Source organism: Acrocarpospora corrugata (assembly GCF_009687845.1).
GTDB lineage: Bacteria > Actinomycetota > Actinomycetes > Streptosporangiales > Streptosporangiaceae > Acrocarpospora > Acrocarpospora corrugata.
Window position 1 is genome coordinate 41087 of the sequence record NZ_BLAD01000042.1, and the last position, 14653, is coordinate 55739.

Annotated in this window: 17 protein-coding genes; 1 reads left to right on the forward strand and 16 read right to left on the reverse strand. The window is 69.5% G+C overall.

What is annotated here, in order from left to right; all coding sequences use genetic code 11:
• Positions 1-217 precede the first annotated feature (217 nt).
• The 10 genes from Acor_RS44185 to Acor_RS09925 form a co-directional block, all read right to left on the reverse strand.
• Positions 218-412, reverse strand: a complete 195-nt coding sequence (locus Acor_RS44185; RefSeq protein WP_155336276.1) for a hypothetical protein — start codon at positions 410-412, stop codon at positions 218-220.
• A 189-nt stretch (positions 413-601) separates the two neighbouring features.
• Positions 602-874 carry an acylphosphatase gene (locus Acor_RS09885; RefSeq protein WP_155336277.1) on the reverse strand — a complete coding sequence of 91 codons (273 nt, stop codon included), beginning with the start codon at positions 872-874 and terminating at the stop codon, positions 602-604.
• 39 nt (positions 875-913) lie between these two features.
• The gene (gene mutM, locus Acor_RS09890) at positions 914-1774 is read right to left on the reverse strand and encodes a bifunctional DNA-formamidopyrimidine glycosylase/DNA-(apurinic or apyrimidinic site) lyase (RefSeq protein WP_155336278.1); all 861 of its coding nucleotides are present in this window, start codon (positions 1772-1774) and stop codon (positions 914-916) included.
• Between the two features lie 14 nt (positions 1775-1788).
• Positions 1789-2526 (reverse strand): ribonuclease III, encoded by a 738-nt coding sequence (gene rnc / locus Acor_RS09895; protein ID WP_155336279.1) that lies wholly within the window; start codon positions 2524-2526, stop codon positions 1789-1791.
• Between the two features lie 232 nt (positions 2527-2758).
• Positions 2759-2938, reverse strand: coding sequence for a 50S ribosomal protein L32 (rpmF, locus tag Acor_RS09900; protein WP_155336280.1), 180 nt, complete (start codon positions 2936-2938; stop codon positions 2759-2761).
• A gap of 1 nt (position 2939) precedes the next feature.
• Positions 2940-3497, reverse strand: a complete 558-nt coding sequence (locus Acor_RS09905) for a YceD family protein (RefSeq protein WP_155336281.1) — start codon at positions 3495-3497, stop codon at positions 2940-2942.
• 192 nt (positions 3498-3689) lie between these two features.
• Complete coding sequence (coaD, locus tag Acor_RS09910) at positions 3690-4166, reverse strand: pantetheine-phosphate adenylyltransferase (RefSeq protein ID WP_155336282.1); 477 nt, start codon at positions 4164-4166, stop codon at positions 3690-3692.
• Between the two features lie 21 nt (positions 4167-4187).
• Complete coding sequence (rsmD, locus tag Acor_RS09915) at positions 4188-4742, reverse strand: 16S rRNA (guanine(966)-N(2))-methyltransferase RsmD (protein WP_155336283.1); 555 nt, start codon at positions 4740-4742, stop codon at positions 4188-4190.
• 326 nt (positions 4743-5068) lie between these two features.
• Positions 5069-7249, reverse strand: coding sequence for an ATP-dependent DNA helicase RecG (recG, locus tag Acor_RS09920; protein ID WP_155336284.1), 2181 nt, complete (start codon positions 7247-7249; stop codon positions 5069-5071).
• A gap of 34 nt (positions 7250-7283) precedes the next feature.
• On the reverse strand, positions 7284-8840 hold the full coding sequence (locus Acor_RS09925) for a DAK2 domain-containing protein (protein WP_155336285.1): 1557 nt from the start codon (positions 8838-8840) through the stop codon (positions 7284-7286).
• A 233-nt stretch (positions 8841-9073) separates the two neighbouring features.
• On the opposite strand from Acor_RS09925, the gene rpmB reads away from it, so the two are divergent.
• Positions 9074-9259, forward strand: coding sequence for a 50S ribosomal protein L28 (gene rpmB, locus Acor_RS09930; RefSeq protein ID WP_155336401.1), 186 nt, complete (start codon positions 9074-9076; stop codon positions 9257-9259).
• Between the two features lie 57 nt (positions 9260-9316).
• Here the strand turns inward: rpmB and thiD are convergent, their stop codons facing one another.
• The 6 genes from thiD to Acor_RS09960 all read right to left on the reverse strand — a co-directional run bounded on the left by thiD (position 9317) and on the right by Acor_RS09960 (position 14633).
• Positions 9317-10102, reverse strand: coding sequence for a bifunctional hydroxymethylpyrimidine kinase/phosphomethylpyrimidine kinase (gene thiD, locus Acor_RS09935; RefSeq protein WP_170316864.1), 786 nt, complete (start codon positions 10100-10102; stop codon positions 9317-9319).
• 26 nt (positions 10103-10128) lie between these two features.
• Positions 10129-10353 carry a DUF397 domain-containing protein gene (locus Acor_RS09940; RefSeq protein WP_155336287.1) on the reverse strand — a complete coding sequence of 75 codons (225 nt, stop codon included), beginning with the start codon at positions 10351-10353 and terminating at the stop codon, positions 10129-10131.
• 20 nt (positions 10354-10373) lie between these two features.
• The gene (locus Acor_RS09945) at positions 10374-11228 is read right to left on the reverse strand and encodes a helix-turn-helix domain-containing protein (RefSeq protein ID WP_155336288.1); all 855 of its coding nucleotides are present in this window, start codon (positions 11226-11228) and stop codon (positions 10374-10376) included.
• 213 nt (positions 11229-11441) lie between these two features.
• On the reverse strand, positions 11442-12323 hold the full coding sequence (locus Acor_RS09950) for an ADP-ribosylglycohydrolase family protein (protein ID WP_170316865.1): 882 nt from the start codon (positions 12321-12323) through the stop codon (positions 11442-11444).
• A gap of 2 nt (positions 12324-12325) precedes the next feature.
• Positions 12326-13618, reverse strand: coding sequence for a hypothetical protein (locus Acor_RS09955; RefSeq protein WP_155336290.1), 1293 nt, complete (start codon positions 13616-13618; stop codon positions 12326-12328).
• Between the two features lie 70 nt (positions 13619-13688).
• Entirely contained in the window at positions 13689-14633 is a 945-nt protein-coding gene (locus Acor_RS09960) for a thiamine-phosphate kinase (protein ID WP_155336291.1), read from the reverse strand.
• Positions 14634-14653: the final 20 nt, after the last annotated feature.

Here is a 14653-nt window from a genome sequence, read left to right on the forward strand (position 1 = left end):
CCACGCCTGCCCGGCGAAGCCGACGTGGCCGCCAGGGCGACCGACGGGGGCGGGCGGAGGCCCGCAACGATCCAAAGGGTGGGTGGGAGAACCACCCTTACTCGCGTAACAATCGGGAAACGTGGCTATAACCTGCAAAGAATAGTTCCGGAAATGACAAGGGACGCCCTTTCGAGGCGCCCCTGACAATTGTTCATTCGTGTTGTGACCCGGCCTCTCAGGTGAGAGCCGGCTCGCGATCCTGCAGCCTTACCAGAGCCTCATCACGAGTTTGCGCGGCTAGCGCATCGTTTTGTGCCTGGAGTCGGGTGAGTTCTGCCTCCAAGTCACGGATGCGCTGCTGGAGGCGACGCATTTCCGAGACCATACGAGGGTCAGGACCGCCGACGTGGCCGAGTAGAGCCTTCGCCATGGTTAAGGGTCCTCCACGCTGAGTGACCAGACTGGTTCGCGCACTTCGAGCCGCGGGAGGGGTGCGCGTGGTTCTTCTCAAGAGTCGCACCGGCTGCGGAGGCGGTCAAGTTGAACGCTTCACAATGAGCCGCCGATGGACACTGTCGACATGTAAATATACCTCATTTGGGTGGTTTAAGGGAAGGGGCTATCGCTCCACAAAGCCGACAACCGTCCCTTTCGGATCACTCCACCGCTCTATCACACCCGTGACCTGGCCGGGCGTGTCACCCCCGCTTAACAGGTCAAGTAAGACGCCGCAAGATTCCCGTGGTCCTTCGGCCACAACCTCAACCCGACCATCCGCTAGGTTGAGTGCCCACCCCGCCAGACCGAGTTCCAGTGCCTTCGCACGCACCCACCAGCGAAACCCGACACCCTGCACCCGGCCCCGCACCCAAGCCGTCAGTCGCACATCCACGACAAACCCCCTGACCTTGGCAAATATCCTAGCGGGGGCCTACCAGCGACCATTCTTGGGCCTGGGCTGACATTTGGGGCAGCTGTAACTGGACCTGTTCATAAAGGCGTCCCGGCGGACCGGAGTGCCGCACCGCGGGCAGGGTTCGTCCCGGCGCCCGTACACAGCGAGTGACCGGTCGAAGTACCCGCTCTCCCCGTTGACGTTGACGTAGAGGCGGTCGAAGGACGTGCCGCCCTCGCCGAGCGCCTCGGCCATCACCGAACGCGCGGCGGCCAGCAGTTCGGCCACCTTCGCGCTGGTCAGGGTCTCGGTCGGCCGGGCCCAGTGCAGCTTCGCCCGCCACAGCGCCTCATCCGCATAAATATTTCCAACGCCACTGATAAGCGATTGATCTAGAAGCGCCCGCTTCACCCCGGTCTGCCTACGCCGAATCTTGATCGCGAACTCGGCGTCATCGAACGAATCCTCGAACGGATCCGGCGCGATATGCGAAATCGGTTCCGGAACGTTACGCGACGGCCGTACCGCCAGCGGAGCCACCAGCAGATGCCCGAACGTGCGCTGGTCCACGAACCGGAGTTCGGGACCGCCGTCGGTGAAGCCGAGGCGGACCCGCAGGTGCTTCTCCGCGGGCTTCTCCGGCTCGATCATGAGGAGTTGCCCGCTCATCCCCAGATGGGCCATGAGCGCGTCCTCAGCCACCGAAAGCGGGAGCCACAGGTATTTGCCCCGCCGCTCCGCCGACAGCACCGTACGGCCCACCAGCAGATCCGCCAGCGCACCGGTGTTCCGCCGGACCGCGCGCGGATGCAGCACCTCGGCGGAGGCGATCTCCCGCCCGGCCACCCAGCTCTCCAGCCCGCGCCGGACGACCTCTACTTCCGGCAATTCCGGCATCTACGCTCCTGTGCTCAGGTCCGGCCGACAGCCGCTTCGCGCGCGTCGCGGTGGGCCCGGATCGCCGTCCAGGCGGCTTCCGCGGCCTGCTGCTCGGCTTCCTTCTTGCTGCGCCCGGCGCCGGTGCCGTACTCCTGCCCGCCGACCCGGACCGTCGCCACGAACGATTTGGCGTGGTCGGGGCCGCTCTCGTCGACGTGATACTCGGGCACCCCGAGCATCTCCGACGCGGTCAGCTCCTGCAGCGAGGTCTTCCAGTCCAGACCGGCTCCGAGCGAGGCGGAGCGCTTGATCAGCGGGTCGAAGAGCAGGTGCACCACCCGGAACGCCTCCTCCAGGCCCTTGTCCACGTAGACGGTGCCGATCAGGGCTTCCAGGGTGTCGGCCAGGATCGAGGACTTGTCCCGCCCGCCGGTGCCCTCCTCGCCCCGGCCGAGGCGCAGGAACCGGCCCAGGTCGAGGGTGCGGGCCACGTCCGCGAGCGCCCGCATGTTGACCACGGCGGCGCGCAGCTTCGCCAGCTGGCCCTCAGGCAGGTCGGGGTGGCCGCGGAACAGCGTGTCGGTGACGACCAGGCCGAGCACCGAGTCCCCCAGGAACTCCAGCCGCTCGTTGGTGGGCAGACCACCGTTCTCGTACGCGTAGGAGCGGTGGGTCAGCGCCCGCTCCAGGATGTCGGTGCTCAACCGGACGAGCAGCACCCGCTCCAGCTCGTCGCGGACGGCTTCCACGGCGACAGGCTTGCCGTTCATGATCTTCCTCCTCGTGCATGGCTACGCCGAAGCACGGTGGCAGGTGGATCATCTTGACGAAGCCCGAAGGCGTGGTGGGCGTCGGGTGTATACCCGGCGTCCACCACGGCCGCGGGCGGCCGCCACCGCACACGCTTCTATCGAAGCGCTTGTGAAGCAAGGTAACGCCGACCGGGTCTGTTTGACGACCCGATCGGCGCCGGAAATCCCAGAACCGTCGCGCGCCGCCCGCTCAGGAGGACGGCTCGATGACCTGGCGGCGGTTGTACGTGCCGCACTCGTGACACACGATGTGCGGGCGCTTCGGAGAGCGGCACTGCGGGCAGCTCACGAGCGCGACCGCGGTCGTCTTCCACTGGGACCTGCGGGCGCGGGTGTTGCTCCGCGACATTTTCCGCTTCGGAACGGCCACGTCAGGCCTCCTGATCGTCTTTGTTGTTTTCGAGTTTCAGACCCTGCAGCGACGCCCACCGGCCGTCCACCCGGTCGTGTGAGTGGTCGGCGCCGGCGTCCGCCAGCTTGACCCCGCACTCCGGGCAGAGCCCCGGGCAGTCCTCGCGGCAGACCGGGCTCAACGGCAGCGCGAGCACCACCGCGTCACGGAAGGACGGCTCCAGATCGAGCAGTTCGCCATGGAGGAGTGAATCGTCCTCGCTGGCGTCCTCCGCCGAGTAGAAGAAGAGCTCCTGGAACCCGACCTCGATCTCCGAGGTCAGCGGATCCAGACAGCGCGAACACTCCCCGCTGAGGGGAACCTTCGCCGTGCCCGTCACGAGCACGCCTTCCATGACCGCCTCAAGCCGGAGTTCCAGCTCGACATCGGCGTCCTTGGGGACACCGATCATGCCAACCGAGAGATCTACCGGTGCCGGAAGGCTCGGACTCGTCTTACGCATCAACCCCGGTCGCCGGCCCAGATCATGAGTTGAGATCACCCAGGGAGCTCGGGGGTTGAGGCTGTGCAGAGTCATCCTGCTTTCCGGAAGGCATGGCGAATCATCGCCGTCAGACAAGGCCAGTTAGCAACGATACCAGCTGTGAAATGGCCGCGCCTCCGGCACGGCGGGCTTGGCCGCTGGGGAGCCTGTGTCTTCCCTCGTCACTCCGGCCGCTCCGCGACCTGCGTTCCTCAGTCCAGACACCGGCGCGGCCAAGCCGGACCTTCAGACGCGCATGCGTTCGACCAGGAGGCGCAGGACCAGGTCCGGGACGAGGCCGGAGACGTCGCCGCCGTAGCGGGCGATCTCCTTGAGGCGGCTGGAGGAGAGGAAGGAGTACTCCGGGTTGGTGGACATGAAGAGGGTTTCCACGCCGGACATGCGGTAGTTCAGCTGGGCCATCTGGAGTTCGTAGTCGAAGTCGCTGACCGCGCGCAGGCCCTTCACGATGGTGGGGATGCTCTGCTGTTTGGCGAAATCGACCAGGAGTCCGTGGAACTTCTCCACCCGCACGTTGCCGTACTCCTTGGTGACGGCCTGGAGCATGTCGATGCGTTCCTCTACGGTGAAGAGGCTCTTCTTCTCGATATTGATCAAAACGGCGACGACGACCTCGTCATAGAGCCGGGACGTCCGGCCGATGATGTCGAGATGACCATTGGTGACAGGGTCGAATGACCCCGGACAAACAACTCGGCGCACCACACACCCCTTAGATCAGCCTCATTCGGCGTGACCGTACCAAACGGTCGCTTCACCGTAACGACGGGCCCGGCCCTCCTCGAAACCGGGGGGCCATCGAAGATCCTTCCCTCTTGTCTCCCGCTCGACCGCGACCAACGCGCCGGACGCCAGCCAGCCGTTGTCCCGCAGCGCCAGCAGCACCTCCAGCACCGTCTCGTCACGCACCGCGTACGGCGGGTCCGCGAACACGAAGTCGTACGGCTCCGCGCACGGCTGCGCCACCACCCGCTCCACCCGGTCGGCCCGCAGCACGGCCCCGGGCAGCCCGAGCGCGTCGATGTTCTCGCGGATCGTCCTGGCCGCCTTCGCGTCCGACTCCACCAGCAGCGCGTGCGACGCGCCGCGACTCAGCGATTCGAGCCCGACGGCGCCCGACCCCGCGTACAGGTCGAGGGCACGTTCCGGCACCCCGAGCACCGACCCCACGGTGGCGAAAAGCCCTTCCCTGGCGCGGTCGCTGGTCGGCCGGGTGCTCCTCCCGGGGGGCACGGCCAGCCTGCGTCCACCCGCGCTTCCTGCGATGACCCTGGTCATCCGGACATTATCCCTGGTCAAGAGTGAGTAAGAGGTATCGCTAAATAGGGAAGGGTGATGGCCTCCACCCCTGACTGCCTGCAAGATGGGTCTTGCGGCCTTCACGGTGACCCAGGGGAAGGCCGGCCGGTGTGATCGTGAGCCCTTCCGCACGCCGGCGCCCTCGGCACCTGACCCGAGGGTGGGCCCAGCCGGGGACGGCATTCGGGGGGAGGCCGTCCCAAGGCTGGGCCCTGGGTCATTTTCATGCCCAGGGCCCCACCCGGCCCCCCGCTCAACGCGATTGGTCCCAGACCTACGCCGTTTCGAGACCGACGCCGGGCCTTTCAGGCCTTTTCCAGGTATTCGGAGCGCTCGTTGCTGACCAGTGCGTCGAGTTCGGCCTTGAGCTGGGGGTGCGATTCCAGCAGCGGATCCGCGGCCAGCAGGGTCAGCGCCTCCTCGCGGGCCGACTCGATCACGTCCTCGTCGCGGAGCAGCTGGAGCATGCGGAGCGAGGACTTGCGCCCTGACTGGGCCGCGCCGAGCACGTCGCCCTCGCGGCGCTGTTCGAGGTCCACCCGGGACAGCTCGAAACCGTCCAGCGTGCGGGCCACCGCGTCCAGGCGCAGCCGCGCGGGCGTGTCGGGGACCGACTCGCTGACCAGCAGGCAGAGCCCCGGCAGGCCGCCCCGGCCGACCCGGCCGCGGAGCTGGTGGAGCTGGGAGACGCCGAACCGGTCCGCGTCCATGATGACCATGACGGAGGCGTTGGGCACGTCCACGCCGACCTCGATGACGGTGGTGGCCACCAGCACGTCGATCTCGCCCCGGGCGAACGCGCGCATGATCGCGTCCTTCTCCTCGGGGAGCAGCTTGCCGTGCAGGACCTCCACCCGCAGGCCGTGCAGCGGGCCCTCGGCGAGCAGGCTCGCCACGTCCAGCACCGCCAGCGGCGGCCGGCGCTCCTCGCCTTCGCCCTCGTCCTTGTCCTGCTTGGCCAGGTCGCCCTCGTCGCCCTCCTGGTCGCCGATGCGCGGGCAGACGATGTACGCCTGCCGCCCCAGCCCGACCTCCTCGCGGATGCGCTCCCAGCTGCGTTCCAGGTAGTGCGGCTTCTCGGCGGCCGGCACCACGTGCGTGGTGATCGGCGCGCGGCCGGAGGGCAGCTGGCTGAGGGTGGACACCTCCAGGTCCCCGAAGACGGTCATCGCGACCGTGCGCGGGATCGGCGTGGCCGTCATCACCAGCACGTGCGGCCGCCCGCCCTGGGACTTCTCGCGGAGCGCGTCCCGCTGCTCGACGCCGAACCGGTGCTGCTCGTCCACGACCACCAGGCCGAGGTCGGCGAACTGGACCCTGTCCTGGAGCAGCGCGTGGGTGCCGACCACGATCCCGGCCGCCCCGGAGGCCGCGTCCAGCAGGTTGGAGCGGCGGGCCGCCGCGCCCATCGAGCCGGTCAGCAGCGCCACCCCGGTCCCGCCGAACATGCCTCCGCCGGCCAGGTCGCCCAGCATGGCGACGATCGAGCGGTGGTGCTGCTGGGCCAGCACCTCGGTCGGGGCGAGCAGGGCGGCCTGCCCGCCGGAGTCGACCACCTGGAGCATGGCCCGGAGCGCGACCACGGTCTTGCCCGCGCCGACCTCGCCCTGGAGCAGCCGGTGCATGGGATGTTCGCCGGCCAGGTCGGCGGAGATCTCCGCGCCGACCTCGCGCTGCCCGTCGGTGAGCCGGAACGGCAGCCGCGCGTCGAAGTCGGCGAGCAGGCCGCCCTCCTTGCCGGGCCGGGCGGTGGCGGGCCACTGCGCGGCCGCGATCCTGCGGCGCACCAGCACGGCCTGGAGCAGGAACGCCTCGTCGAACTTGAGCCGCTTCCTGGCGCGGGCGATGTCGCCGTGGTCGCGCGGCCGGTGGATGGCCTTCAGCGCGTCCGTCAGCCCCGGCAGGCCCAGCCGCCTGCGCAGCTCGGCCGGCAGCGGATCGTCGAGCTGGAGCACGTCCAGCACGGTCCGGACCGCGCGCTGGATCTTCCAGGTGGCCAGGTTCTGCGCGGAGGAGTAGATCGGGACGGGCGCGGTGCTGAACTCCTCGGCCGTCTCCTCGTCCTCGGTCACGTAGTCCGGATGGGTGAGGGACCGCCGCTTGACCCCGTTCGGGGTGGAGAAAACGTTGACTTTTCCGGAAAAAGTGGCCTCGGTCCCGGGAAGGAGCCGCTGCTCCGCCACGTACGCGCCCTTGCCGAAGAAGGCCAGCCGCAGCCGGTCCTTCCCGTCGGTCACCTCCACGTCGAGCCAGCTGCCCTGCCGGTTCTTCATCGGCCGCCGCTGCACCGCGGACACCCGACCGACCACGGTCACGTGGTCGTCGTGCTCCAGCGAGGCGATCGGGGTGAGCTCGCCGCGCTCCGCGTATCGCCGCGGATAGTGGCGCAGCAGCTCGCCCACCGTGCTGATCCCCAGCGCGCTCGCCAGCGGAGCGGCCGTCTTGTCCCCCACCGCGCGCTTCAACGGCTCATCGAACCTGGTCACGTCAACCAGTTCTACCGTGCCCGGGCGACAACAATCATTCGACACCGATGAGCAGCGGGTATCCGCCCTGGCCGCCCTCGTGGTGGACGACCTCGACATCGGGCCGGGCCCGCTCCACGTGGTGCTGGACGGCGCGGGCCAGCCCGGGGGGCGCGCCGGCCCCGGAGACCAGGGTCACCAGCTCGCTGCTGGCCGACAGCAGGCGGTCGGCGACGTCGGCCGCGACCGCCGCGAGAGCCGTACCGATCAGGGCGACGTCGCCGTCGACCACGCCGAGCACGTCGCCGGGGCGGCAGAGCCCGGCGCTGGTCATGGCCTCCCGGTTGGCGATCCACACGTGCCCGTGCCGGGTATGCCCGGCCGCGTCCGTCATGGCCACCACGTCGTCGTCGAACCGCCGGAGCCGGTCGTGCACGGCCAGCGCGGCCAGTCCCTGCACAGAGGCCTTGGTGGGCAGCACGCTCACCCGCACGCCCTCGTCCCTGGCGATCTCGGCCGCCGCGACGGCCACCGCCCGCACGCCCGTGTCGTTGGGCAGCACCGCCACCTCGGCCCCGGCCTCCCTGATCGCCGCGAGCACCGCCGCCAGCGGCGGGCTCGACCCCGGCTCGCGGATCACGACCACGGCTCCGGCCCGCCGGAACAGCGCCGCCAGCCCCTCCCCCGCCGCCACCGCGACCACTCCGCGCCCGGGGCTCGGCTCGTGCGTGCGCCCGCCGAGATAGGCAACTTTGATCCGGTACGGCCGGCCGACCTCCAGGGCCGCCTCGATGGCCGCCCCGGCGTCGTCCACGTGCACATGCACGTTCCACAGCCCGTCCCCGCCGACGATCACCAGCGATTCGCCGAGCTCGTCCAGCTCCTCCCGGAGCCGGGCCACGGCGTCCTGACCGGCGTCCAGTAAGTACATGACCTCGTAACCCGGCCCGGCCTCGCTCATCAGGGTGATCTTCGTGGTGGGCGCGGGCACCTCGTGATGCTCCGCGTACGCCTCCGCGACCACCTCGGCCAGCGTCTCCAGAATGATCACCAGCCCGGCCGCGCCCGCGTCCACGACGCCGTTGCGGGCCAGCACCTCCAGCTGCCCGGTGGTCCGGCCCAGCGCCAGCCGCGCCTCCCTGGCGGCGGCGCCCACCACCTCGCCGAGCTCGCCGGTGGCGTCCCGCACGGCGTCGGCCACGGCGGCCAGCACGCTCAGCAGCGTGCCCTCGACCGGCCGCATCACCGCGGCCCTGGCCAGTTCGGCGGCCCTGACCAGGCCGTCCCGCAGATCCCGCCCCCGGCCCTCGGCCTCCGCGAGCACCTGCGCGAGCCCCCGGAACGCCTGGCTGACGATCACCCCGGAGTTGCCCCGCGCGCCGAGCAGCGCGCCATGGGCGAGCGCCTGCCAGGCCCGGCCGTCCTCGGCCTCGGGCAGCGCGTCCAGCGCCTCGGCCGCCGACAGCAGCGTGAGATGCAGGTTCGTGCCGGTGTCGCCGTCGGGCACCGGGAAGACGTTCAACGCGTCGATCTCCGCCCGGGACCGCCCCAGCGCGTCCGCCGACCGCCGCACCCAGGACCGGACCGCGGCCGGATCGAGCACCTGCAACATGACCGGCCCCCTGTGTCCCGACCGCCACCACCGGCCACCCGGGTTACTCCGCCGATGCGCTACCGTTGGCCGGTACGAGATTATCCGGTCCGCTGAGCCGCCGTTTGGCGTCGTGTCGGCTGGCATCGGCTATTCTTGTGTGGCTAGCCGGTTGTCCCGGCATGCTCGGATGAGCCGCTTTTCGGCAGGCCGGGCCGTATCGACTGATCCAGGACTCTGAAGGAGCGATGACCGTGGCTTCCGTCTGCGACATCTGCGCTAAGAAGCCGATTTTCGGCAACAACGTCTCCCACTCGCACCGCCGTACCCGGCGCAACTGGAAGCCGAACATCCAGACCGTCCGCGCGACGGTCAACGGGACGCCGAAGCGGCTCAACGTGTGCACCTCCTGCATCAAGGCAGGCAAGGTCACCCGCTAGCCCCCACGTTCTTCCCGAGCCCGCCACCCACCGGGTGGCGGGCTTCGTGCTGCCCGCTCAGCGCCAGCGCCAGGCGTGGTCCACCGGGCCGATTCCGGCGCCCAGCGGGAAGCCGTGCGCGATCGCGCCGGTGACGTAGGTCTTGGCCCGCTCGACCGCGGTGGGGACGTCGTCGCCGAAGGCCAGCCGGCTGGCGATGGCGGAGGCCAGGGTGCAGCCGGTGCCGTGGGTGTGGCGGTTGTCCAGCCGTTCGGCGCGGTAGCGGTGCTCGGTGCTGCCGTCGGTGAGGAGGTCGACCGGGTCGCCCGGCAGGTGGCCGCCCTTGATCAGGGCCCAGCGCGGGCCCAGTTCGAGCACGGCGTCGGCGGCGCGGCGGAGGTCGTCCTCGCCCTCGACCTTGACGCCGGTGAGCTGTTCGACCTCCCAGAGGTTGGGGGTGACGACGGTGGCGGTCGGCAGCAGGCGGGATTTCACCGTGCCGACGGCCTCGGGGGCGAGCAGCGAGTCGCCGTGTTTGGACACCCCGACGGGGTCGACCACCACGGGGGCGGACAGTTCGGCGAGGAATTCCGCGACCGTCTCCACCAGGATCGGGGAGGCCAGCATGCCGGTCTTCACGGCCTGCACGCCGATGTCCCGGAGAACCGAATTCAGCTGGGCCCTTACCGCCTCGGCGGGGAGTTCCCAATAGCCCTGCACGCCGATCGAGTTCTGCGCGGTCACGGCGGCGATCACGCTCATCCCGTGGGTTCCGAGCGCCAGCATCGTCTTCAGGTCGGCCTGGATGCCCGCCCCGCCGCCGGAGTCCGAGCCGGCGATCGTCAGCACACGCGGAGGAGTCATGTCCTCCATCCAACCAGGTGCTCCCGTCACCTGAAGAAGTCGAACTCGCCGTCCTTCACGCCGCCGACGAAGGCTTCCCATTCGGCCCGGCTGTAGATGATCACTTCGCCGTCACGGTGCCGGCTGTGCCGGACGGCCACCCGGTCACTGCCGTCGTCCAGCGGGCCCACCTCAACGCACTGCCCGCCGCCGTTCGAGCTCCTTGAACTGATGTGCCATGCGACACCCCCGAGTTCGTCCGCCGCACTCATCCCGCGTCCCTCCGTGTCCCCTACCCAAAGCGCCTCGCGGCGTTCCGTATGAGCTTCGCTGATTCGGCCGGAACAAGAGTTTTTGTTTGAATCGAATCATATGCCCGCATGAAATTGTCAGCATTGTCGGCTTCAGCGTAGACAGCGCCGCCGCGGGTTTCGGCATAGGCCACATCGGGATATGGGTCTGGCATATCAAAGATCAGAAAACCACCCTCGGGACTCGCGTGCGCGCCTGCGTTGAACGGGACGATTCGGACGGCCACATCGGGGCGTTCTGTCGCCGCGGCGAGGTGTCTCAGCTGGGCGGACATCACTTTGGGACCGCCGATAATCCGATGCATGAGAGCTTCGTCGAGGATCATTTCGATGCGCGGATGGGGTTCGAATTCGAGCATCTTTTGCCTGTCCATCCGGAACTCCAGCCATTGCTGAATCCGTTCGGGATGAGCGCCGGCGTCACTTGCCGTAATGACGGCGGAGGCGTACTCACGGGTCTGAAAGAGGCCGGGAATGACCATCGGCTCATAGATGCGGATTCGCTCGGCGCGGGACTCCAGCCAGGCGCGGTCGAGCATGCCGCCGAGAGCCTCCGGGGTGTAACCGTCCCACCAGCCGGTCTGCCAGACTTCGCGGCTGAGGCGTTCCATTCCCTCGCGTTTGGTCTCGTCGTTGATGCCGTACAGGTTGAGCAGGGCAATCACGTCGGGAGTGCGGGCGGGGACCAGGCCGCCTTCGATGCGGCTGATGGTGGCCGGGTCGCGCTGGATGTACTCGCCGGCGTCCCGCAGGGTGAGTTTGGCGGCTTCGCGGAGCTCCCGGAGTTGTTTGCCGAGCCACTGGGTTCGTAGCGTCGGGCCTCTTCTGCCGGCCATTGCGAAACCGCCCTTCTCAAATTAAGCGGCAAATCTGGGTGCGGCCAGATTTGTGTTGTGCAAGTTTGCGTGACACTTGATCCGATGTCAGGTTATCAATGGATCAACGTGACGCTCAGCATTCTCCGGAAAGCGGACAGGAATCGGAACCATTTCGGCTTGATTCCTTTCTCGGAATCCAGAATTCGGCGGGCCGAAAGGGGAACTCCCGGCTCATAAAGCCCGCACGGCCGCCAGCCGGGCCGCCAGGGCGTCCACTTCGGCGTCCTCGGGAAAGCGGACGCGGGGCCACCAGGGCGGGACGGGCTGGCCAGGGACGCCGCCGAGGATTCCGCCGACGATGGCGGCGACGGTGTCGGTGTCACCGCCCAGGGTCACCGCGTGGATCTGGGCGGCCACCAGATCGGTGGAGTGCCGGATGGAGTGCACGACCGCGGCGACGGTGGTGGCGGCCTCGGTCGGGATGCCCGCGAGCGGCGGGGTCCAGGTGCCGGCGGCGGCCCGGCGGACCGCCTCGAACTCGGCGAGGCCGAGGTGGTCGGCCTCGGCGACGGCGGCGGGCAGGATCCCGGTGGCGTCGTCGAGGGCTTGGCTGGCCATGGCGGAGACGATCGAGGCCGCGCCGATGGCGACGGGGTGCGGGTGCGTGCCCCCGGAGAGTTCGGTCACCAGGGCCCGGCGGCGCGCGGGGTCGCCGGGCGGTACCACCCAGCCGGCGGGCGCGATCCGCATCGCCGCACCATTGGTGGCCCGGCCTTGAGGCGATATTTCCGGTAATGGCTCCCCGGCGGCGAAGTTTCTGAGGGCGCGCCGGGTGGTCGAACCCATACCGCGGATCTGATCGGCCTCGGCGGCGAGGCGGCGCAGGAACTCCCCGGCGGTCGGCGTCGCCTCCCCGGCCAGCAGGCGGGCGACGATCATCAGCTGGCTGGTGTCGTCGGAGGTCGTGCCGGCGGGCCAGCCCCGGCTGGACGGCAGGTCGAACAGCCGGTCCCGGTCGACGCGCTCGGGCGGGGCGGTCTCCCACGGCACCCCGAGCGCGTCTCCGGCTACCGCACCGCGAATCGCCGCCGCCACCTGTCGCGTGATGGTCACGGTCAGAGCGTGGGGGGCGCCGCGATGGCGCAGTCGCCACCGGTCAGAACGCACTCACTGGGCGGGGTGGGGCTGCCGCTGGCGATCACGTCCACGATCAGCTCCTCCCCGGCCACCAGCGGCACGAGGGACGAGAGGATGAGCTGCCCGTTCCTGACCTCGAACTGCGCGCCCTCGACGGTGAGGATCTCGCCGCTGACGGGGATGCGCACCCGGAGGTCGGCGATGTCGTCGCTCCCGCTCTGCACGATGATGCGGGCGCTGTAACCGTCGAAGTCCTCCTGGGTCACTTCGAAGGCGACCGTGACCGAGGGGACCGCCAGCCGCAGCGCGTTCTGGTCGGGCTCGTCGTTGCTCACCGGACCGTCGCCCTCTTCGAGGGCGGTTCCCGCGCCGGTCGGCACGTCGTCCTCGGTGGGCGTGGGCGTGGCCGTCTTCTTGGCCTTCGGCGACGCGGTACGGCTCGGCGTGGGTTTCGCCTGCACGACCGGCACACTCGCCTTCGGCGTGGGCTTCGCCTTGTCGGCCGGCGGCGAATCAGCGGGCGAGTCGGCGGGCGAGTCCTCCGGCGTGGCGAAATCGGTCGCCGACGGCTGCGGCACGGCCGGGGCGGCCCCGCACCGCGCGGGCTCACACGTGGCCGCGGGCGCCTCGAAGACCAGGTCGGTACGGTCCCCGACCAGCCTTACTCCCGCGAACGTGACCCCCACCGCCACCAGCACCGACAGCCCGGACAGCAGCGCGGTCCGCCCGAACCGGCTCCGCGCCCCTGGCTCGGCGAACACCTCCGGCCCGCTGTCCCGCTTCCCGGACAGCTCCACGGCGACCCCGGAATCCGGCCACCGATAGCTGACCTCGGCCTGCGGCGCCAGTTGCGGATCGGCCCGCGTCGCCTCGCCGTCGCCGACCGGCGGCGTGCCCGGCCCGAATCCCGCCGCCTCGGGAAGCCCCGGCTCGTACGGGTTCGGCCGCGCCTTGCGCCGGAACGGCGTCACCACGCTCCGCTCGGTCGGCGCGGCCTCGACCGGCGGCGTGCGCTTGGGCGGGAGGTCCCACCGGTAGGCCGGGTGGATGGCGGGACGGTCCTCGTCGGCGGGCGGCTGAGCGGTGTCCTCCGGCCAGCGGTAGGTGAGCTCGGGCCCGTCTCCGGTCAGGTGCCCGAGCCACCGCTCGAACCCCTCGGGTGATTCTGGGGAAATGTGCTGGTCAGCTGTGGCGTCCGCGGCCGTGCGGGGATGGTCGGCATTGGGGTTGTCCCCATCACCGCTATCTCGTCCAGTCCTGTGACGACCCATGACGGTCCTTCCTGTTGGCGACCGTCATACTTCATAACAGATCTAAAACGCCTTTGTCACAAATTTCACATCATCCCCTGAAGTGATCCCAGCCCCCGGGAGCCTCCGCACGGCCTTTGACCTGCACATTCTGGCCGGGAACGACTTCTCCGACGATTCGCCACTCGGGCGGGAGCCGTACCTCGGGCGGGAAGACGGCCGCGAGCGCGTGGTCCTCGCCGCCGGTGAGAATCCAGTCGAGCGGATCAACGCCCAGGTAGGCGGCCGCCGCGCCGAGCAGCGCGGGAACGTGGAACGAGTCAGGCTCCAGCACTATCCCGGTCCCGCTGGCCTTGGCGATGTGGCCGAGATCCTGCACCAGGCCGTCGCTGACGTCCATCATGGCGGTCGCCCCGAGTGCCGCCGCCCTGGGTCCTTCGGCGTAGGGCGGCTCCGGGCGTCGGTGCGCGCGGAGCAGCTCCTCGAAGGAGTCCACCGCGACCCCGCCGGACAGCAGCGCGAGCCCGGCCGCCGCGTACCCGAGCCGACCGGCGACGGCGACCTGGTCCCCCGGCCGGGCGCCAGAACGGGTGATCGGTGCGATTCCGCCGAGATCTCCCAAAGCCGTAACTCCCAGCACGATCATGGGTGAGCTGGCGATGTCACCCCCCGCGACGCTCGTTCCCACCAGGCCGCATTCGTCACGGAACCCGTCGGTGAGCTCGTCCAGCCACGCGATCGGCGTGTCCGCGGGCATGCCCAACCCCACGAACAGCCCCGTGGGAGTCGCGCCCATGGCAACGATGTCGGAAAGATTCTGCGCTGCCGCTTTACGACCGATTTCGTAGCCGCTGGACCAATCACGGCGGAAGTGTCTACCCTCAAGGAGCAGATCCGTCGTCACGACCACGCGTCGATCGGGCGCTGCCAGGACCGCGGCGTCATCACCTGGGCCGAGCAGCACCGACGCACTGTGGGACAGACGCCCCGCAATGCGGCCAACAACACCGAATTCGCCTAGTTCTCCGACTGTGATGTCACACCTCCTGGTGTTCG